The sequence below is a fragment of the Luedemannella helvata genome, assembly GCF_039528415.1.
GTDB lineage: Bacteria > Actinomycetota > Actinomycetes > Mycobacteriales > Micromonosporaceae > Luedemannella > Luedemannella helvata.
On sequence record NZ_BAAALS010000006.1, the window covers coordinates 95,169 to 114,884 of the forward strand.

Below are 19,716 nucleotides of genomic sequence, written 5' to 3' on the forward strand. Positions count from 1 at the left end.
GTCGGCGGCGGGTGTCGAGGGCTGCCCGGACACGCTACGGTGCTTGGCGTCGCCTTTCACTGAGGAGTGTCCATGCGCCACCTCCTGAGCCTCGTGCTGTCGATCATCCTGACGCCGGTGGTGTTCTTCGTCTCCGGCTACGCGTCCATCAAGTTCGGCGAGGCTGTGGAGTCCGGCACGGTGGCGCCGACGCTTCTCGCGGTGGCCGCGATCGCGGTGGCCGGCGCCGCCTACGGCGTCCTGATCCTCGCCCGGCTGTCCCCGGTCGGCACGGTGCTCGCCGGCCTCGCCCTGCTCGGCCCGGTGGGCTGGGCGTTGGTGGACCCCGGAAGCTACCTCGACGTCACGCCCGACACGCTGTTCGGACAGCCACAGCTCTTCGAACGGCCGGTCAACGCGGTGACCGCGATCCTCGCGCTGCCGCTGCTGTTCACGATCGCGAGCCCGCGCCGCTGGCGCCGCCACGCCCACCCGGCCGCCGCCGGGCCGGCGTCGGCCGCGCCGGATTACCCGACGCCGGACCCCACTCCGACGTACAGCCCGAGCTACTCCCCCGCCTACACGCCGCCGTCGACCACGACGCCGTACTCGCCCTACCCGCCGGTGTCGTCCACCTCGTCAGGCGGCCTGGGCGGCGATGACACGAAGGTCGACGACCTCAACGCGGAGGACACGGTCGCCAACCCGAAGCCGGCGTTCCCGACCTCATCGCCGTACGGTTCGCCGCCCGTGCCGACCCAGCCGACCTCCCCGGAGGACTGGCCGCGCGCCTGACCGGGGACGCTTGGGTCTTGACGCGGTTGGGCAGAGTGACGGCATGGATCTGACCGACACCAGCGCGACGCTGAACCTGGTCTGCGGGCTCGGCATTCTCGTGGGCACGCTCGGCGTGATCCTGCCCTTCGTCCCGGGCATGCTGCTGTGCTGGGCATCCGTGCTGGTGTGGGCCATCCTCGCGGAGGGCGGCACCGGCAAATGGGTCGTGCTCGCCATCTGCAGCGTCATCGCGCTGCTCGGCTCGATCCTGAAATGGGTGCTGCCGGGCCGCGACCTCAAGCGCCGCGGCGTACCGGCGCTGGCCATGTTGGCCGGCGGCGTGCTGGGCATCGTCGGCTTCTTCGCGGTGCCGGTCGTCGGGCTGCCGCTGGGCTTCGTGCTCGGCGTGTTCCTCGCCGAACTGGCCCGGCACAAGGTGGCCGGGCCGGCGTGGCAGGCCACGAAGCACGCCCTGCGGGCGACCGGCTTCTCGCTCATCATCGACATCGACGCCTGCCTGCTCATCGGCGCCGTCTACCTTGGCGGCCTGCTGATCCTCACCTGACCGGTCCGTGGGCCGTTCCGTCCACTGTGTACGGGCGGGCGGCGCGGCGGTCACCAGCGCCCTATGCTGCCCCCCGTGGGCGGACTGGACGAGTTCCTCGACGCGGTGCGCGAGCTACTGGCGAACGTCGGGGTCGATGTCTCGCTCGGCACCGTCCGCGCGCTGTTCTGGCTCGTGATCGGCGCCCTCGCCCTCTACCTCACGTACCAGGTGGTTTCTCAGGTTTTCAAGGGCGTGCGCGCGGCCGGGCTGTTCGCCAAGCGGCAGATCGACCAGAAGTTCTGGCGCGACGCCGGCAAACTCGCGACCGTCCTGTCGTTCCTGCTGCTGGTCGTGGCCTACGCGTTCTACGGCGACGAGCAGGAACGCACCCTCGGCCAGGCGGTCGCCGACCTCGGTCGCGAACAGCTCGACGCGGCCCGAAACGCCCCGGTGGGGGGCCTGCCTGCTGGTGGCCGTCGTCGCCGGCCTGCTCGTCGGCCCGGCAAAGGCCGTCCTCGCGGTCCTGTTCCGTCCGGTGGCGGACCTGCTGCCGCTGCCCTGGTCGTAACGCGTCCCTGCTGCCCCATGACCGAAAGACTGGCCCCGTTCTCCATCCGTGGGCTGGCCCTGAAGCGGCCCGCGGACCGATGAGCCGCGGCGGTCGCGCCGCGACGATCGAACCCATGAGACGACAATGGCCCGCGCCCGCCGGGCTCATCCTGCTCGCCCTCGTGCCGGTCGTGGCCGGCGCGGCCCGCGTCACCCAGCTGACGTCGGGGGCGGACGTCACCGAAGAGAACGCGCGGTTCTTCGCCTCGCCCGTACCGGTGGTCGCGCACATCATCGGCGCCACCGTGTTCTGCGTGCTGGGGGCGCTGCAGTTCGTACCCGGGCTGCGCCGGCACGCGTGGCACCGCCGGTCCGGTCGGCTGGTCCTCCCGGCCGGACTGGTCGCGGCGCTCAGCGGCGTGTGGATGACGGCGTTCTACCCGAAACCGCCCGACGACGAGCTGACGACGGTGTTCCGGTACGTGTTCGGCGCGGCGATGGCCGCCTTCCTCGTGCTCGGCTTCCTGGCCGTGCGGCAGCGCGACTTCGACCGCCACCGCGCGTGGATGATGCGCGGGTACGCGATCGGCATCGGCGCCGGCACGCAGGTCTTCACGCTCGGTCCCTTGCTGCTCCTCGCCGACGACCCGTACGGACTCCCCCGGGCAATCGGGCACCTCCTGGGCTGGGTCCTCAACCTCGCCGTCGCCGAATGGATCATCCGTCGGGCTGACCATCGGGCCGTCAGCCCGACACCCGCGACCGCCTGACCGGTGACGGACAGAAGCCGGCGCGCCACAACGAAACAGCGACCGAACTGGTGCCCTCAGCTCCGACGAGGGCACCAGTGAGCCACGCTACGGCTTCGTGTCGTCGTCACCCACATAGTTCTTGACCGCGCCACGGATGGCGTCGGCGTGGAGGTAGATGTCGTCGAGCGAGTCGAGGAGGTGGCGGGTCTCCACCTTGTTCACGTCGAAAGTCCCCAGATACTTCCTGGCCTTGCCGTTGAAGTGCAGTCGCGCGATGGGCTTGCGGTTGTTGTCATCGAGCAGGATCGCGAAGTACGACTTGGCGTCGCGTCCGGCGATCCGATTCGGCTTGACCTCACTGCACGCGATCGCTTTGACGATCTGGTAGCCCGTGAGTTCCTCCAGCGTGGTCTCGACCTCGGTGTCCCGATCGACATCACTGACCGCGGCGGTCTCGCTGTTCAGCGTCTCGGGCTGCTCACTGGTCGCCTGCTGCGGAACGCTCGCGTTGAGCGCGCTCTTCAGCCGATCGTTCACCTGATCCCTGATGAACTGCGCGGCCGCTTTGGCGACAAGTGGTCTGAAGTGCTCACGAACCCTCTGCGTGAACGTACCGTCGTGAATGCGCGCCGCGAAGAACCGCACCCAATCGTCTTCGGGCTCCTTGAACTGCGCCGCCATCGTCCTCTTGATCTGGCCGAGTTGCTTCAACTCCTCGGCTGCGTAGATGATGGAATCAAGATCGAATTCGTCCTTGGTGAGCTTGCGCAGTTCTGGCAGCAGGACGTCATCGATGTCCTCCAGGTCCAGCACGAAGAAGGGCTTGGCGTCCATCTTGTTGGGCGCGTCGAGATCCGAGTAGAAGTGATAGACCTGCCCGTTGGTGAGGATCGCGATCCGAGCGTTGGTGACAGAGAAGTATCGGTAGAGCTGCGAAGCGTGCTCGACCTTCAGCAGGTCGCGGGGCTGCTTGCATTCGACGAGAATCTGGACTTCACCCTCACGCATGATCGCGTAGTCGATCTTCTCGCCTTTCTTGGTTCCGAAGTCAGCCGTGAACTCTGGCACAACCTCCAGCGGATTGAATACGTCATAACCGAGGATCAGTGAGATAAAAGGCATGACGAACGCAGTCTTGGCGGCCTCCTCGGTCTGAATCGCGTCGCGCTGGTTGCGAACCTTCGCCGCGAGCGCGGCGACCCGCTCCTCGAATTCCATGTGGCACGCTCCCTTGTGAGCCGGTTTTCTAGCCAAGACGCCATGTGTTCGGATCGCGGCCTAATCACCGGCAAGTCCGGGATTTCGGGCACGCGACCGGCATGTTACTAAGCGACTGCGGAGCGTGTATCCACGAAAACCGACGGATCGTGCTCACCGTTCGTCAGGTCTGGATAGCAGAACGAACGGGGTTGCCGTCCGCCCGACGGCGTCTTGACGCCACGCGACGGTACTGATCGAGGTTCGGGAAACGGCTTCAGAGGTGGTCGCGGGGCGCGGTTTGGAGCAGCCAGGCCAGCGGCATCTTGGCGGTCTCCTCATAGGCACCGTCGGTCCCGAGCCGGTAGAGCGTGACCGTCTGCGCCGGATCCCGGGCGACCGTCCAGTACTGCGCGATGCCGGCGGCCGCGTACTCGGTCACTTTGGCGACCTGATCGATCGACTCGGACCCGCGCGACAGGATCTCGACGACGAGGAGCAGGTCGGCCACGTCAAGCCACACGGCGTCCCGCTGAGGACGCGACCAGACCGTCAAATCCGGGATGCGGCCCCCGTCGCCGTCCGGCCCGGGGATACGCACGCCGGCGGCCTGCATCAACTGCTCGGCGGGCCACCCCGCGAGCCCGAACCACAACGTGAGGCGCGTGGCGATGACGGCATGCTGACTGTCCGGGGGCGGCACCACGGAGAGCACTCCCTCGGGGCTGGTCTCGTACCGGCGGCCGTGCGTGTCGGCAGCGGTCATGGCGGCCAGGTCGTCGAGCGTGATGACGGCAGGCATGTGCCTGCCGACAGCCTCCGCGCTCATGCGGTCATGGTACTGGCCAAGCAGTTCGCGGTTGTGGATTATTTGGCCGGCATAGCGACCCATTGAATCCATAACCTCGGGCTGCGGGTTTGGCCGCGGGTCAGACGATGCCCTTGAGGAGTTGGCGGGCCATCACGATCCGCTGGACCTGGTTGGTGCCCTCGTAGATCTGGGTGATCTTGGCGTCGCGCATCATGCGTTCGACCGGGAAGTCGCGGGTGTAGCCGTAGCCGCCGAGGAGCTGAACGGCGTCCGTGGTGATCTCCATGGCGGCGTCGGAGGCGAAGCACTTGGCGGCCGCGCCGAAGTAGGTCAGGTCCGCGTCGCCACGCTCGGAACGGGCAGCGGCGGCGTACGTGAGCTGCCGCGCGGCTTCGAGCTTCATGCCCATGTCGGCGATCATGAACTGTACGCCCTGGAAGTCCGCGATCGGCTTGCCGAACTGCTGGCGCTCGCGCACGTAGCCGCGCGCCACGTCGAGCGCACCCTGCGCCACGCCGACCGCCTGGGCGGCGATGGTGACCCGGGTGTGGTCGAGCGTCTGCATGGCGATCTTGAAGCCCTCTCCCGGACCGCCGATCATGCGCGAGGCGGGGATGCGGACGTTGTCGAAGTAGACCTCGCGGGTGGGCGACGCCTTGATGCCGAGCTTCTTCTCGGGGGCGCCGAAGCTCACCCCGGGGTCGGCCTTCTCCACGACGAACGCCGAAATGCCCCTTGTGCCGATGCCGGGCTCGGTCACGGCGAACACGGTGTAGTAGTCGGACACGCCCGCGTTGGTGATCCAGCGCTTGGCGCCGTTGATGACGTAGTCGTCGCCGTCGCGGACGGCCTTGGTGGTCATGCCGCCGGCGTCGCTGCCCGCCTCGGGCTCGGACAGGCAGTAGGAGAACATCGCCTCGCCGCGCGCGACCGGCGGCAGGTAGCGGTCCTTCAGCTCGTCGGACGCGCCGAGCAGCAGCGGCATCGTGCCCAGTTTGTTGACCGCGGGGATGAGCGAGGTCGACACGCAGGCGCGCGCCACCTCCTCGATCACGATGGCGGTGGCGAGGGCGTCCGCGCCGGCGCCGCCGTACTCCACGGGAATGTGCGGGGCGTGGAACTCGCTGGCCCGCAGGGCGTCGTAGGAGGCCTGCGGGAACTCGGCGGCCTCGTCGGCCTCGGCCGCGTTCGGCGCGACCTTGGCATCGCACAGCTCTCGGACAGCCGCGCGGATCGCCTGGTGCTCCTCCGGCAGTTGGTACACCTCGAACGCCATGGCACGCCTCCTAACCCCGTGATCCACACTAGTGACCGCGGGTCAAGCTACCAGGGGGTAACCGGAACCTGTACTGGCCCTGTCGTGCTCCGGCTACCCGCGCCGGACCTGGACCGGATATTCTCGCCACTCTCACCACACTCTCGTGAGCAGCCAGGCAGGACGATCACGGACGAGTGCTGCGCGAGGCGAAACGTACATATGGCGCATAACCTGCTAGCAGTGCACGGTGATGTACCCGACGCACAGCAAAGACGCAGTGCCGAATGAGCGGAGAGACGTGTGACCTACCCGTATGCGAGTGCACAGGCACAGCCAGCGCTGGCGGTGACCCCGCCCTCCGGCGCGGCGCGCCCGCGCCTCACCTTCCTGGGCACCGGATACCTCGGCGCCACGTACGCCATCTGCTTCGCCGAGCTGGGATACGAGGTGCTCGGCGTCGACGTCGACGAGCCGAAAATCAGCAAGCTGCAGGCCGGGGCGGTCCCGTTCCACGAGCCCGGCCTCGACGAGCTGCTGCGCCGCAACATCGCCGCCGGCCGCCTGCGCTTCACCACGGACTACCGCGAGGCCGCCGAGTTCGGGGACGTGCATTTCATCTGCGTGGGCACCCCGCAGCGCGCCGACGGCATGGGCGCCGACCTCGGCTACGTCGAATCGTCCGTTATATCCCTGGTCCCGCACCTGACCCGCAAGGCTCTCATCGTCGGGAAGTCGACTGTTCCGGTCGGCACCGCCGAGTGGATCGAGCAGCTGGTCAGCAAGCACGCCCCGGCCGACCTGGGCATCGAGGTGGCGTGGAGCCCGGAGTTCCTGCAGGAGGGGCACGCGCTGGAGGACGTCCTGCGCCCCAACCGCCTCATCCTGGGCGTGAAGAGCCAGTGGGCCCACGACATGCTCATGACGGCCCACAAGGGCGTCTTCGACCTGGCCCACAACGAGGACCGCGAGGTGCCGGTCGTCGTCACCGACTTCGCGACCGCCGAGCTGGTCAAGGTCGCCGCGAACGCCTTCCTCGCCACCAAGATCTCGTTCATCAACGCGATGGCGGAGGTCTGCGACGCGGCCGGCGCCGATGTGACCCAGCTCGCCAAGTCGATCGGCTACGACGCGCGCATCGGCAACAAGTTCCTGCGCGCCGGCATCGGCTTCGGCGGCGGCTGCCTGCCCAAGGACATCCGCGCCTTCCAGGCCCGCGCCCAGGAGCTGGGCGCCGGCGAGGCGCTGCGCTTCCTGCACGAGGTCGACCTGATCAACCAGCGCAGCCGGGGTCGGGTCGTGCAGATCGCCTCCGAGCTGCTCGCCCGCCCGTACGGGCCGGCCGGTCCGGACTTCTCCGGCCTGCACATCGCCGTGCTCGGCGCCACATTCAAACCCAACTCCGACGACGTGCGCGACTCGCCGGCCCTGGCGATCACCCGGTCGCTGGCCCGGCACGGCGCGCAGATCTCGATCTTCGACCCGCAGGGCATGGAGAACGCCAAGCGCGAGCTGCCCGACATGACGTACGCGCCGAGCCTCAACGACGCCGTCACCGGCGCCGATCTCGTGTGCGTGCTCACCGAGTGGGAAGAGTTCCGCTACGCCGACCCGAACGCGCTCGGCGACCTCGTCGCCGCGAAGCTCGTGATCGACGGCCGCAACTGCCTCGACCAGGCACTGTGGACGGCCGCCGGATGGACCGTGCGCGGCCTGGGAAGGCCCAGCGCCTGACATCCGTGAGCGGTCAGGCACGGCAACAACTGACGAATATGTGATCGAGGGCCATACCCGCCGAACTTGGGTATGGCCCTCGATGGTGTCCACACGACAGACTCGAACGGTGGACCGCGTCGAGATTTATCCGTGCCCCGCGTGCGGCGGGGTGGCGGACGAGGACAACGGCTGCCGGGACTGCCACCGGCCGCACGACCCGCTCGCCGCGGAGCTGGCCCGCATCAGTCACACCCTCGACACGACCGGCTACGACGACCCGCGCCGCAGGGCGCTCAAGCGCCGCAGCGACGACCTGATCGCGCAGATCGGCCGCAACCTCGTCGCCGAACACGCCGCCGGCGTCACCTACGCGACCGTCGGCGGTGGTCCGAGCCGCGGCGCGGCCCCACCATCGGGCAGCACCTCGACGGGTACGCGCACGCGCGCACCGCGGCAGGCCAGGTCGCGTGGGGGCGAGCCCGCCGCCGAGCGCGCGCCGGCGCCCGAGCGGGACAGGTCCACTGTCGACAGTGGCGCGCGGCCCACCCGGACGCCGTCGCACTACGACGGACCGACCCGACGCACGCCACCGGCCGAGACCGACACGTCGCACTACGAGGGACCGACCCGGCGCTCCGCACCGGCCGAGGGCGCAAGCTCGCTGTACGACGGGCCGACCCGCCGGACGCCCCCGGCCGAGACGGGGACCTCGCACTACGACGGCCCCACCAAGCGGCCCGGCTCCCGGCCCACCGCCGGCCCCACCGACGCGCCGTCCGCCGCGCCCCGGGCCACATCGCAGGCGCGGCCCGCGGCCGGCGCCGCGACAACCGGCGCCGCGACAACCGGGGCTGGGACGTCTGGTGCCGCGGCGTCTGGTGCCGCGGCGTCTGGTGCCGGGACAGCCGGCACCAGGGCGGCCGGGGATGGCGCCGCTGGCACCGGGGCGGCCGGCGCTGGAACGGCCGGCGCCGGGCGTACGGCATCCGACGCCTCGCCGCCCGCCGACCCGCCGGGTCCCTGGGGCTCGGCGCCGGCGGACGAGCCCGAGCACCACGCGCACCCGGAGACAACGCCGCAGACCTCGCAGAACGTACTGCTGACACTGGGCGGCCTGCTGCTGGGCATCGGCGCGATCGTCTACGCCACCGTGGTGCTCTCCGGCGGCGCCAGCGGCGGCGGTCAGGCGTTCATCCTGGTCCTGGCCACGACCGTCGCGCTCGCGCTGCCGGTCGCGCTGGCCCGCAGGTCGCTGAACGCGACGGCCGAGACCATCGCCTCGTTCGGGCTGCTGCTCGTCCTGCTCGACGGCTTCGTCGCCTATCAGAACGAGTTCGGCGGGCTGGCGGACGTACCGCCGAAGATCTTCGCGGCCGTCCTGTTCGGACTGACCGCGGCCATCGCGGCGGCCTACCGGCTCGCGACACGGCTCGCGGCGCCGCAGTTCGTCGCCCTCATCGCGCTGCAGCCGGTGCTGCCGCTCATCGCGCTGCACGCCGAGGTCGGGCGCACCGGCTTCGCCGTGGCCCTGGCGGTGCTCGCGCTGGCCGACCTCGCCGCCGCGCAGCTCATCGCGCGCGACCAGGCGGTACGGGACCGGGCGGCGCACGACCCGCAGACGCGTGACGAGGCGGCCGACCTGTACGCCGGGTCGGGAACGCCGCGCTGGCCCGGGCTGCTGCGCGAGACGGCGTGGGGCCTGTACGGGCTCGCGCTGGCGGGCGCGGCCGTGTTCGCCTCGGTCGCGCTCGTCTTCGCCACGACCGTCCCGGACGCGGCCGTGGCCGCGACCGCCCTGATCCTGGCCGCCGCGGCCGGCATCGCGGGCGGGTACGCGTCCGGCGAGAGCCGGTGGCGGCTGCTCGCCACGGCCGGCGGGACGCTGGCCATCATCGCGGCGCTGCTGCGGCTGGACGCGATCGCCGCGCCCGGGCACACGGTCATCCTGGCCGCCGCGCTCGCCGCGATCGTGGCCGTCCTGGCCCGGGCGCTGCCCGTGCCGGTGCGGGCCGGGGCCGAGCTGGCCGCCCTGGTCACGGCCGCCGTGGCGGCACTCGCCGTGACCTTCTGGGCCCTGTACGTGGCCGTGGGCGCCGTGAAGGCCGCCCTCGACCCCCGCGCGTGGGCCGCCGACCTGGGCCGCTTCGCGAGCCACATCCACCCGCAGGAGGTGGACGGCTGGCAGGTGCCGATCGCGGCGCTCCTGCTGACCGTCGTGGCGTACGCGGCGACGCCCGAGACATGGCGGCGCGAGGCGGTCGTGTTCGGCGGCGTCCTCATGGTGCTGTCCCTGCCCGCCACCGGCGTGCTCGCCTGGTGGGCCATCCCGATCGTCAGCGTGATCGGCTCCGCCGTGGCCGCCATCGTGGCGCTGGGCGCGCCACACGGGCCGGCCGCGCTCCTGTGTGCCGGTTCGGGCGCGCTGCTGGCCGCGCACGCGGCGGCGACCAGCCTGGCCCGCCCGGGCCTGACCGCCGCCACGTTCGCGCTGGGCGCGCTGGCCGGGGCGGCCGTGGCCGTGCTGGCCCACCTGCGTCCCGGCTGGGCCGGCCCATACGCCGACCGGGTCGGCGACCTGGCCGGCGGCGGCGCGACCGTCTCGCTGCCCGTCGCCGTGTACGCCCTGGCCTATGTCCTGCGGGTGGACGAGACCGCGCAGGTGGCCGTTGGCCTGTTCGCGGTCGCGGTGAGCGTCGCCGCCGCCGCCCTCGCGCAGCTGGCCGGCGACACGCCGCGCACCATCACGGCCGGCGGCGCCGTCCTCGTGGCGCTGCTCGGTGTCGTCTTCACGGTCAAGCTGCTGGGCCTCACCAACCTCAACGTGCCGCTCGCGGTGCTGCTGCTCGTCTCGGCGTCTGCCTCCATGGGCTCGCGTGTGTTCGAGGTGACCGTCGACGACGGCGGGCGCAACGCGTTCTTCGCCGCGGCACGCCTGGCCCCGTCGGCCGTGGGCGCCTACGCGCGCGCGGCGACCGGCGACAACCGGGTGGCGCAGGACCAGCAGGCGCCGCCGCTGTTCCAGCGCCGCGACCGCGTCTTCGACGGCGTCAACCTGGGCGCGGCCGGCGCCACGGCCGGGCTCGCGTGGGCGGTCGCCGCCCTCGTCGGACTGGTCGTGCCGGGCATCGACCTGGTGCTCATCACCGCGATGGTCGTGGTGCTGTCGGTCGTCGTGTCCCTGCTGCCTGAGGTCTGGCAGCGGGGCCCGCGCCTGGGCGCGGCCATCCTCGGCGGCCTGATCGCGACCGTCACCGCCGCCGTCGCGATCATGGAGGCGACCAATGTCATCTCGGCCGGCCTGCCCTGGGGCGCGGCCGACCTGACGACCTGGACGGCCCGGGCCAGCGCCACCGCGCCCTTCGGCTGGCAGGTGCCCGCCACGCTGCTGCTCGCGGCCGCCGCGGCCGGCATCCTGCTGCCCGCGCCGAACGACGCGCGGGTCGGCTTCGTCGCGCTGTCGCTGGCCGGCCTGTCGATGCCGGCCGCGCTCGGGCTGCCCTGGTGGTCGCCCATCCTCATCGCGGGCGCGCTCGCCATCGCCGCCGGGATCGGCGCCGCCCTCATCGACGACCCGGCGCTGGCCCAGGAGCGGCTCGCGCTCGCGGCGATCCTCGGCACGTACGCCGTGGCCGCCGCCATGGTGCGCCCCGAGGCGGTGACCGCCGCGCTCGCGGGCGTGGTCATCGCCGGCGTCGGCGTGGCCGTGGCGGCGATCGGACGCGGCAGCCGCGTCGCGCTCGTCCCGGGAGTGGCCGTGGCCGCCGCGCTCGTCGCCGTCCCCGGCGCGGTCGCGGCGGGGGCCGCGGCTGCCGGCGCGTCCCGGTCGGTCATCCTCACGCTCGCCATGGGCGCGGCCGCTCTCGGCGTGCCGCTGCTCGCGGCCGCCAGCCGCTGGCCCATCCCGGCCCGCGCCGGGGCCGGGTCGGCGACCGGGCTCGCGGACGACGAGACCCCGCCGATGCCGTTCCACGCCGACGCCGCGCCGCAACCGGGCGACCGGCCCGAGACAGCCGGGGACTTCGCGGGCGGCCCCGGCCAGCCCGCCGAGCCGATCGACATCGAGACCGGGCAACCGGTGCGCGCCTGGCTCACGTACGCGGTCGCCGGCGTGGGGCTGGGCGCCATCGCCGTGGTGCTGGCCAGCCTGCCCGACTGGCGCACCGCCGGCATCTACGCGGCCGTGGCCACCCTCATCGCGGCGGCGGCCACCGCGACCATGCCGATGATCCGGCTGCGCCGCGCGACCCTGCCGACCAATCGGGCCACGGCCCTCGTGGCCACGGCCGGACCGCCCGCGATCATCGCGATCGGGGCCAGCGCGTCCGCGTGGCTGACCGCCCTGTTCGGGCCGTACCGCACGCTGCGCGAGCCCTGGTCCGGGTACGCGGACGCCCCGCTGCCACCCAATGCCGGCCCGGCCGCGATCACGCTGGCTCTGCTGACCGTCGCGGCGGCGGCCGCCGCGCTGGCCCTGGGCGGGCGCCGGTACGTCTTCGCCGCCGCGCTGCCGCCCGCGGCCGCGTTCCTGCTGGTCCTGCCCACGGCGGTGAACGCGCCACGGCCGGTGACGGCGTGGGTGGCGTTCGCGATCGCCCTGGCCACCGGCCTGGGTGCCGCGCTGGTGAAACCGACCGTGCCCGCCGCCACCAAGCACCTGCGCACGACCGCCGCCGTGATCTGCGCGCTGACCGGCGCGGCCGGCATCGCGGGCAGCCTGGCCACCCCGGGGGCGACCCTCGTGGCCCTCGGCGTCGCCGCGTTCGCCGCCGGGCTCATCGCGCTGCTCGGGCGCGACCCCGTGGCCCGCCGGGCGGCGTGGCTCGTCGCGAGCGCCGCGGCACTGGCCCTGCCGGTCACCGGGGCCGCCGCGGTGGGCTCGGACCTGCGCTCCAGCGCGTTCGGGGTGCTCGCCGTCGCCGCCCTGCTCGTCGCCCTGTCGTGGGTGCTGGCCCGGCCCGACCTGGCGGCCAACCGCCCCGGCGAGGCCTCCGCGGTCGAGTTGGGCGCGTACGTCGGGTCGGCGTTCGCGCTGCTGCTGACCCTGGACTCGCTGCGGTACACGGCGGCCGTCCTCATGGTGTGGGGCGTGCTGCTCGGCGCGGCGGCCCTGCGCCGCGACCGCACCCCGCAGGTGCGCATCCGGCTCGTGATCGGCGCCTGCCTGGCCGAGCTGGGCGCCGTCTGGCTGCTCATGGCCGCGGCCGACGTCGCCGTGATCGAGGCGTACACGCTGCCGTTCGCGGCCGTGGCCGTGATCGCTGGCGTGATCGAGCTGCGCTACCGGGAAGACCTGTCGAGCTGGGTCGCGTACGGTCCGGCGCTGGCCGCCGGGTTCCTGCCCAGCCTGCTGCTCGCCGTCGTCGGCGAGGGCGAACTGTGGCGACGCATCGCGTTGTTCATCGCCGGGGTCGCGGTGCTGGCGATCGGTGCGGCGTACCAGCGCCACGCGCCCACCGTGATCGGCGCGGCCGTGGCGATCATCGTGGCGCTGCACGAGCTGATCCTGCTCGCGATCGACAGCTCGGTGGCCGGGTACTTCGTGTTCGCGCTCGGCGGCCTGCTCCTGCTCGGCCTCGGCGCCACGTTCGAGAAGCGCCGCCGGGACCTGGTGCGCCTGCGGGGACGCCTCCGCCAGATGTCATAGCCGGCGGCCCGTTACGCTGGGCGGCGATGGACCCCAGAACCGATCTTCCCGTGGTCGGCATGGTGGGCGGCGGGCAGCTGGCCCGCATGACCCATCAGGCCGCTATCGCCCTCGGCCAGTCGCTGCGCGTACTCGCCGTTAATCCCGACGACGGGGCCGCGCTGGTCGCGGCCGACACCCACCTCGGCAGCCATACCGATCTGGAGGCGCTGCGCCGGTTCGCCAAGGGCTGCGACGTGGTCACCTTCGACCACGAGCTGGTGCCCGGCGACCTGATCCGGGCGCTCGCCGCCGACGGGGTGGCCGTGCGGCCGGGCGCCGAGGCGTTGCGGTTCGCGCAGGACAAGGGCGCCATGCGGGAGCGGCTGTCGGCGCTGGGCGCGCCGGTGCCCCGCTGGCGGCGCCTGCCGGGCGAGGCGGCCGACGCGGCACTCGCCGAGTTCGCGGCCGAGGTGGGCGGCTTCCCGGTCGTGGGCAAGGCGACCACCGGCGGGTACGACGGGCGCGGCGTGTGGGTCTGGGACTCCGTGGCCGACGCGACCTCCGTGCTGGACGCCGGCGTCGACCTGATCGTCGAGGAGCGGGTCAGGCTCAAGCGGGAACTCGCCGCCGTGGTCGCGCGCTCCCCGTGGGGCCAGGTCGCGGCGTACCCGGTCGTCGAGACCGTCCAGGAGAGCGGCATCTGCGTCGAGGTGATCGCGCCGGCACCCGGGCTCGACGCCGACACGGCTGTCACCGCGCAACAGCTCGCCATCAGGATCGCCACCGAACTGGACGTCGTGGGCGTACTCGCGGTGGAGCTTTTCGAGACCGTCGACGGGGCACTGTTCGTCAACGAGCTGGCCATGCGACCCCACAACTCCGGCCACTGGACGATCGAGGGGGCCCGGACCTCGCAGTTCGAGCAGCACCTGCGGGCCGTGCTCGACTACCCGCTCGGCGACACGTCGCTGACCGCGCCGGTCGTCGTAATGGCCAACGTGCTCGGCGGCGCGGCCGGCGGCATGGGCATCGACGAGCGGGTGCACCACCTGTTCGCCGCCGACCCCGCCGTGAAGATCCACCTGTACGGCAAGCAGGTACGCCCCGGCCGCAAGATCGGGCATGTCACCGCGCTCGGCGACGACCTCGCCACCGTCCGGGCCCGCGCCGCCGCGGCGGCCCGCTGGCTGCGCGACGGCGAGGGCGAGATCGACCCCCACCACCAACCAGCGAGGGCATGACACTGATGGACGTCGGCGTGATCATGGGTAGCGACTCCGACTGGCCCGTCATGAAGGCGGCGGCCGAGGCGCTCGACGAGTTCGGTGTGGGCTACGAGGTGCGCGTCGTCTCCGCCCACCGCACCCCGCTGGCGATGCTGGAATACGCGGGCGTCGCCGCCGACCGGGGCCTCAAAGTGATCATCGCGGGGGCGGGCGGGGCCGCCCACCTGCCCGGAATGGTCGCCAGCGCCACGCCGCTGCCGGTGATCGGGGTGCCGGTGCCGCTGAAGTACCTCGACGGCATGGACTCGCTCATGTCCATCGTCCAGATGCCCGCCGGCATTCCCGTCGCCACGGTGTCGATCGCGGGCGCCCGCAACGCCGGCCTCCTGGCGGTCCGCATCCTCGGCGCGACCGACCCTGAGCTGCGCGCCCGCATCACGGCCTTCCAGGACTCGCTGCGCACCATGGTCGAGGAGAAAGACCGCACCCTCCGCGCGAGCCTCTAACCCTCTCCCGCCCCCTCCCTCCGCCCTCGCCCCACCCCCTCCGCGCCCCACCCCCTCCGCGCTGCGCGCTGCGCGGCCTCCTGCCGACGTTTGGGTGGTTCCGCGTGTTAACCCGCCCCGGAATTACACGCAGAATCGCCCAAACGTCGGCTTGGGTGGGGCGCGCGACAGCGCGGAGAGGGCGCGGGGACGGCGAGGGGAGGGCGCGCGAGGGCGCGCGGCAGCGCGGGGACGGCGAGGGGAGGGCGCGGGACGGTGTGGGAGGGCGGGAGGGCCGGTCAGTGGGTGAGGGCCGTTGTCAGGTCCTCGACGGTCGTTACCGGGGCGTCGCAGACGAAGCCGCGGCAGACGTACGCCGTTGGCAGGTCGCCGCGTAGGGGGCGGTCCGCCAGGAGGGGGACGCCGTCCGCGTCGGGCGGGCCGATGACGACCACCGCGCCGGGCGGGGCGAGCCGGCGGGCCGCGAGCGCCAACGCCGAGTCGCCGGCCGGGTCCGCCACCGCGATCTCGACCGGGCCGGACACCAGTGCCTCCCCGGTCGCCGCCGAGTACCCGGCGTAGCGCGGGTGCTTCAGGATCACCGGCGCGACCGTCTCCAGCGCCCGTACCGCCACGTCGCGGTAGGACGGCTCGCCGGCCAGCGCGCTGTAGGTCACCAGCGCGGAGGCGAGCGCGGACAGTCCCGACGGGTACGCGTTGTCGGTCGGGTCGGACGGGCGGGTGACCAGCTTCTCCGCGTCGTCGGCGGTGTCGTAGAAGCCGCCCTCGCCGTCGGCGAAGTGGGCCAGCGCCGCGTCGAGCAGGTCGCGCGCCAGCGTGAGCCACCGGCCGTCGCCGGTCGCCTGGTGCAGCGCGCAGAACGCCTCGGCCACGCAGCCGTAGTCCTCCAGGACGCCCGCAGGCTCCCCGACGACCCCGCCGAGCGACGCGCGCCGCAGCCGCCCGTCCACGAGGTGCGTGCCGGCAAGCAGCGAGCCGGCCCGCACGGCGAGGCGCAGCGCCGCCACGGCCTCGGCGCCCAGCCCGGCGAACCCGCCACCCGGCCCGGAGGCCGCGGCGTGCGCCAGGGCGGACCCGGCGATCGGCGTACCCCGCTGCGCTTCGACGACCTGGGCGGTGATCGCGAACTCGACCAGCGCCGTGATCGCCAGACCCGCCCACGACGAAATGACCTTGTCATCACGCGCCGGCTGCGGTCGGACGGCCCGCGCGGCGCGCAGCCGCGCCCGCACGTTGGCGATGCGGGCGGCGACCGGCTGGTCCACGTCGTCGATGTCGCGGGCCAGCCGCAGCACGCTGGCGCCCTTCTCGAACGTGCCCTCCTCGGTCACCCCGAACAGGTCGGCGGCGAACCGGCCGTCGTCCTCGCCGAGCACCTCGATCAGCTCGGCCGGGGTCCACACGTAGGTGAGCCCCTCCTCGCCCGCGGTGTCCGCGTCGAACGCGGACGCGAAGCCGCCCTCGGCCGTGCCGAGCCCGTCGCGGAGGAAGGCCATCGTCTCCCGGGCCACGCGTTCGGCTTGCGCGTCGCCGGTGAGACGCCAGATCATCGAGTACGCCCGCAGCAGCAGCGCGTTGTCGTACAACATCTTTTCGAAGTGCGGCACGAGCCAGTGGTTGTCGACGGAGTACCGGGCGAAGCCGCCCGCGAGCTGGTCGTAGATGCCGCCCCGGGCCATCGCCTCGGCCGTGTGCCGCACGACCTCCAGCGCCTGCGCGTCGCCCGTACGCTGGTGATGGCGCAGCAGGAACAGCATCGCCATGTGGGGCGGGAACTTCGGCCCCGGGCTGGGTTCGCCGCGCGCGGCGAGCGGGTCGAACCCGCCGTCCGTCGGGTCGTACTCCCGAAGGAGGCTGGCCGCGGCGGCGTCGAGGAGGGCCGCCGTGATGGTGCCCGACGGCGCGTTCGCGCCCGACAACCGTGAGTCGGCCAGGGCCTCGACCACCGCGGCGCCCTGGGCGAGGACCGCCTCGCGCTGGTCGCGCCACGCCTGCGCGACCGCGCGGACGAGCTGGACGAACTGTTGGCGCGGGTAGTACGTGCCGCAGAAGAACGGCTCGCCGGCCGGCGTGGCGAACACGGTCATCGGCCAGCCGCCCTGCCCGGTCATGGCCTGGGTGGCGGTCATGTAGACGGCGTCGACGTCCGGCCGCTCCTCCCGGTCCACCTTGATCGGTACGGTCAGCTCGTTGACGACGGCGGCGACCTCGTCATCCTCGAACGACTCGTGCGCCATGACATGGCACCAATGGTCACCCGGATAAGTGACACGACGAATACCCAACTGATATCAGTACGGGAACGTCGCGTCTCTTAGCCTCTGCCATCGCCTCCTCTCCCCACGGCCACCAGTCCACTGGATTGGCAGCATGCTGGCGGAGGTAGGGCGAGGTCGCACCACCGAGCCGGTTCATGAGGCCCACCCTCTCATACGGGCCGCTACGCTTCACACGGGGCGCAGCGATCGCTGCAACGCCATGATCGACCTAACATGTCCCTGTGACACCTCAATCTAGGTTGATCATGCACTTCACACACGTCGGTCACCTAACGGCCATCGGGCAAGACGGCCTTCTGTCAGACTCGGCTGCGCAGAGGACCGTCAGCTTCAAGATCGAGGCTGGCAATGTGGGCATCAAGGAACAGCGCCGCCAACGACCGGTTCCGGTGCCACCAGGGGGCGTCATCGCAGACTACGTACCCTTCTACTTCGCCGCCCGTAGCCCCATGATGTCCGCGATCGCCAACGGCAAAGTTCCTACATACCGGGGAACCTGCGACGAGCTCGTGTATCTCGTCAGCAGCGTTGAGCGGATCATCGAGCTCGGGCTTCCGGCGGTCTTTACCGACCGAAACGCAGTGCTACGTGTCGCAAGGTTCAGTAACGACCCTTCCGACCTTGATTCAATGATCGACTGGAATCTTATGAAAGCCAGATATTGGTACAATACGGACGAAGAGCCAGACCGCCGTGAGCGAAGAATGGCTGAGTGCTTGATCCACAAGCAGGTGCCTTGGGCAGCCTTCCTCGGCGTAGCGGTCAAAAGTGAGACTTGGGCGCGGCAAGCCAGGGCGGCCCTGGAGGCTGCCGGAGCCTCGTCAACGATTGCCGTCAGGCCCGAGTGGTACTTCTAGTGCATGAGGCGACCGAGATGATCACGGAGGCAAGCGGCAACCTGCTCGACGCCGAGGCGGAAGCGTTGGTCAACACTGTCAACACCGCCGGGGTGATGGGCAAAGGCCTCGCTCTACAGTTCAAACGTGCCTATCCGGACATGTTTCGCGAGTATGCCCGTGTCGCTAGGGCCGGCCAGATCGAGCTGGGTCGAATGCACGTATGGCCGACCGGAAGACTCACCGACCCTCGGTACATCATCAACTTCCCAACCAAAGGTCACTGGCGAGCGCGGTCCAGGTTGGCCGATGTTGATCGCGGCCTAGAGGACCTTGTGCGGGTCATCAAGGATCTCGGAATCAAGTCCGTCGCCCTGCCACCGCTTGGCTGCGGCAACGGCGGACTCGCCTGGACGGACGTCAGGCCACTGATCTGGAAGGCAATGAGCGCGGTTCCCGACGTTCACGTCGTCGTGTACCCCCCCGGACCTACGCCAGCCGCGGAACTGATGCGCACCGCAACGCCAATGCCGCCGCTGACAGTCGCCCGGGCAAGCGTGATCCACCTGCTGTCGCGCTACATCGACCGCGCACTTGAAGCATCTCTAATCGAAGTTCAGAAGTTGATGTATTTCTTGCAGGTTGCTGGCGAACCGCTGAAGTTGAACTACGCCAAGGGTCTCTACGGCCCGTACGCAGACAACGCCCGTCACGCTCTTCAAACGCTCGAAGGGCATTACCTGATCGGCTTCGGCGACGGTAGCGCACTCGTGCGGGAAGCTGAGCCTTTGAGGCTCCTGCCGGGCGCCGACGTTGCAGCGCACCGGTTCTTGGCAGGCCAGTCATTAACGCTGGAGCGGATCGACCGGGTCATGGCACTCATCGAAGGTTTCGAGTCTGCCTATGGCATGGAGCTGCTCTCGACAGTGCATTGGGTCGCCACGCACAACGACCCAGCGGCGTCGAGTGCCGCGTCGGCAGCGGAATTGGTGCAGGCATGGAGCCGCCGGAAAGAGCGCATGTTCACCTCGGAACACGTCGCGACCGCATGGGACGCTCTACGTCAACAGGGCTGGGTAACAGCGGCTTGACACACGTCATGCGGCCATTTCCGCAAAAGATCTAGTATTGGGTTTACAAGTTCACTGGCACCAGTGACAGGAGGCGTACCCAACGGAGATCAGCACCGGGACGTCCCGCCGCTTGGCCTCCGCGAAGGCTTCTTCACCCCACTGCCACCAGTGCACGGGGTTGTCGGCGTTCGCCGCCCGGATGGCCGGCGTGAGCGAGGGGGAGATCGTCCGACGGCTCGTGGCCACGCACGCGGATCAACAAGCGGAGCCCGCGGCCCAGGACGAAGGCGTGCCGATCTACGCCGACTACTCGGGGCACCGCACCCGAGCGCTCTATTTCGCGCCCGCCCGCGTGCAGATCACCGACGGCCCCCTGAGGGGCAGGTCCTTCAAGACCCCCACAGCGGCCGCCCGAGCGGTCGTTCGCCAGTACAACCCGCAGGTCAACGACAACCGCAACGGCTGGGGGTTCTGGCAGCTCGAGCAGCCCGGCCCGCGAACCTGGCTTCAGGCCATCCGCCCACACGGCGCAGATCTCTGACCGCCGATCGCCTGCGGACCGCGGTGTGACTGCTGGTCACCATCAG

Annotated in this window: 14 protein-coding genes and 2 pseudogenes; 11 read left to right on the plus strand and 5 right to left on the minus strand. The window is 71.3% G+C overall.

Annotated features, from left to right (window positions below; translation table 11 throughout):
* The first annotated feature begins 72 nt into the window (after positions 1–72).
* From ABD191_RS08090 to ABD191_RS08105, 4 genes are all read left to right on the plus strand, one after another.
* Positions 73–774 carry a hypothetical protein gene (locus ABD191_RS08090; RefSeq protein WP_344078546.1) on the plus strand — a complete coding sequence of 234 codons (702 nt, stop codon included), beginning with the start codon at positions 73–75 and terminating at the stop codon, positions 772–774.
* Between the two features lie 43 nt (positions 775–817).
* Complete coding sequence (locus tag ABD191_RS08095; RefSeq protein WP_344078548.1) at positions 818–1,321, plus strand: DUF456 domain-containing protein; 504 nt, start codon at positions 818–820, stop codon at positions 1,319–1,321.
* A 75-nt stretch (positions 1,322–1,396) separates the two neighbouring features.
* On the plus strand, positions 1,397–1,954 hold the full coding sequence (locus ABD191_RS08100) for a hypothetical protein (RefSeq protein ID WP_344078550.1): 558 nt from the start codon (positions 1,397–1,399) through the stop codon (positions 1,952–1,954).
* A 32-nt stretch (positions 1,955–1,986) separates the two neighbouring features.
* Positions 1,987–2,622 carry a DUF2306 domain-containing protein gene (locus ABD191_RS08105; RefSeq protein ID WP_344078552.1) on the plus strand — a complete coding sequence of 212 codons (636 nt, stop codon included), beginning with the start codon at positions 1,987–1,989 and terminating at the stop codon, positions 2,620–2,622.
* Between the two features lie 87 nt (positions 2,623–2,709).
* On the opposite strand, the gene ABD191_RS08110 is transcribed toward ABD191_RS08105, so the two are convergent.
* The 3 genes from ABD191_RS08110 to ABD191_RS08120 form a co-directional block, all read right to left on the minus strand.
* Complete coding sequence (locus ABD191_RS08110) at positions 2,710–3,822, minus strand: type I restriction endonuclease (protein ID WP_344078554.1); 1,113 nt, start codon at positions 3,820–3,822, stop codon at positions 2,710–2,712.
* Between the two features lie 256 nt (positions 3,823–4,078).
* Positions 4,079–4,630 carry a Uma2 family endonuclease gene (locus ABD191_RS08115; RefSeq protein ID WP_344078555.1) on the minus strand — a complete coding sequence of 184 codons (552 nt, stop codon included), beginning with the start codon at positions 4,628–4,630 and terminating at the stop codon, positions 4,079–4,081.
* Positions 4,631–4,730: 100 nt separating this feature from the next.
* On the minus strand, positions 4,731–5,888 hold the full coding sequence (locus ABD191_RS08120; RefSeq protein WP_344078557.1) for an acyl-CoA dehydrogenase family protein: 1,158 nt from the start codon (positions 5,886–5,888) through the stop codon (positions 4,731–4,733).
* 282 nt (positions 5,889–6,170) lie between these two features.
* Between ABD191_RS08120 and ABD191_RS08125 the strand changes: the two genes are divergently transcribed.
* The 4 genes from ABD191_RS08125 (at position 6,171) to purE (ending at position 14,941) form a co-directional block, all read left to right on the plus strand.
* Complete coding sequence (locus tag ABD191_RS08125) at positions 6,171–7,601, plus strand: UDP-glucose dehydrogenase family protein (RefSeq protein ID WP_344078558.1); 1,431 nt, start codon at positions 6,171–6,173, stop codon at positions 7,599–7,601.
* Between the two features lie 109 nt (positions 7,602–7,710).
* On the plus strand, positions 7,711–13,227 hold the full coding sequence (locus ABD191_RS08130; RefSeq protein ID WP_344078560.1) for an SCO7613 C-terminal domain-containing membrane protein: 5,517 nt from the start codon (positions 7,711–7,713) through the stop codon (positions 13,225–13,227).
* Between the two features lie 26 nt (positions 13,228–13,253).
* Positions 13,254–14,450, plus strand: coding sequence for a 5-(carboxyamino)imidazole ribonucleotide synthase (locus ABD191_RS08135; protein ID WP_344078562.1), 1,197 nt, complete (start codon positions 13,254–13,256; stop codon positions 14,448–14,450).
* A 2-nt stretch (positions 14,451–14,452) separates the two neighbouring features.
* Positions 14,453–14,941, plus strand: coding sequence for a 5-(carboxyamino)imidazole ribonucleotide mutase (purE, locus tag ABD191_RS08140; protein WP_344078813.1), 489 nt, complete (start codon positions 14,453–14,455; stop codon positions 14,939–14,941).
* 278 nt (positions 14,942–15,219) lie between these two features.
* Here purE and ABD191_RS08145 read toward each other — a convergent pair.
* Positions 15,220–17,356 (minus strand): annotated as a pseudogene (locus ABD191_RS08145) (thioredoxin domain-containing protein).
* Positions 17,357–17,465: 109 nt separating this feature from the next.
* On the opposite strand from ABD191_RS08145, the gene darT reads away from it, so the two are divergent.
* Positions 17,466–18,077 carry a type II toxin-antitoxin system toxin DNA ADP-ribosyl transferase DarT gene (darT, locus tag ABD191_RS08150; protein WP_344078564.1) on the plus strand — a complete coding sequence of 204 codons (612 nt, stop codon included), beginning with the start codon at positions 17,466–17,468 and terminating at the stop codon, positions 18,075–18,077.
* Positions 18,078–18,094: 17 nt separating this feature from the next.
* Positions 18,095–19,147, plus strand: coding sequence for a type II toxin-antitoxin system antitoxin DNA ADP-ribosyl glycohydrolase DarG (gene darG, locus ABD191_RS08155; RefSeq protein WP_344078566.1), 1,053 nt, complete (start codon positions 18,095–18,097; stop codon positions 19,145–19,147).
* A gap of 57 nt (positions 19,148–19,204) precedes the next feature.
* Here the strand turns inward: darG and ABD191_RS29210 are convergent.
* Positions 19,205–19,354 (minus strand): annotated as a pseudogene (locus ABD191_RS29210) (DUF255 domain-containing protein); the annotation flags it as partial.
* Between ABD191_RS29210 and ABD191_RS08160 the strand changes: the two are divergent.
* Positions 19,338–19,670, plus strand: coding sequence for a hypothetical protein (locus ABD191_RS08160; RefSeq protein ID WP_344078568.1), 333 nt, complete (start codon positions 19,338–19,340; stop codon positions 19,668–19,670). The pseudogene ABD191_RS29210 and the gene ABD191_RS08160 overlap by 17 nt on opposite strands.
* The last annotated feature ends 46 nt before the right edge of the window (positions 19,671–19,716 follow it).

Coding starts and splice junctions, on each gene's coding strand:
- ABD191_RS08090 (WP_344078546.1), top strand. CDS start 73: ATGCGCCACCTCCTGAGCCTCGTGCTGTCGATCATCCTGACGCCGGTG.
- ABD191_RS08095 (WP_344078548.1), top strand. CDS start 818: ATGGATCTGACCGACACCAGCGCGACGCTGAACCTGGTCTGCGGGCTC.
- ABD191_RS08105 (WP_344078552.1), top strand. CDS start 1,987: ATGAGACGACAATGGCCCGCGCCCGCCGGGCTCATCCTGCTCGCCCTC.
- ABD191_RS08110 (WP_344078554.1), bottom strand. CDS start 3,822: ATGGAATTCGAGGAGCGGGTCGCCGCGCTCGCGGCGAAGGTTCGCAAC.
- ABD191_RS08115 (WP_344078555.1), bottom strand. CDS start 4,630: ATGAGCGCGGAGGCTGTCGGCAGGCACATGCCTGCCGTCATCACGCTC.
- ABD191_RS08120 (WP_344078557.1), bottom strand. CDS start 5,888: ATGGCGTTCGAGGTGTACCAACTGCCGGAGGAGCACCAGGCGATCCGC.
- ABD191_RS08135 (WP_344078562.1), top strand. CDS start 13,254: ATGGACCCCAGAACCGATCTTCCCGTGGTCGGCATGGTGGGCGGCGGG.
- darT (WP_344078564.1), top strand. CDS start 17,466: ATGCACTTCACACACGTCGGTCACCTAACGGCCATCGGGCAAGACGGC.
- darG (WP_344078566.1), top strand. CDS start 18,095: ATGATCACGGAGGCAAGCGGCAACCTGCTCGACGCCGAGGCGGAAGCG.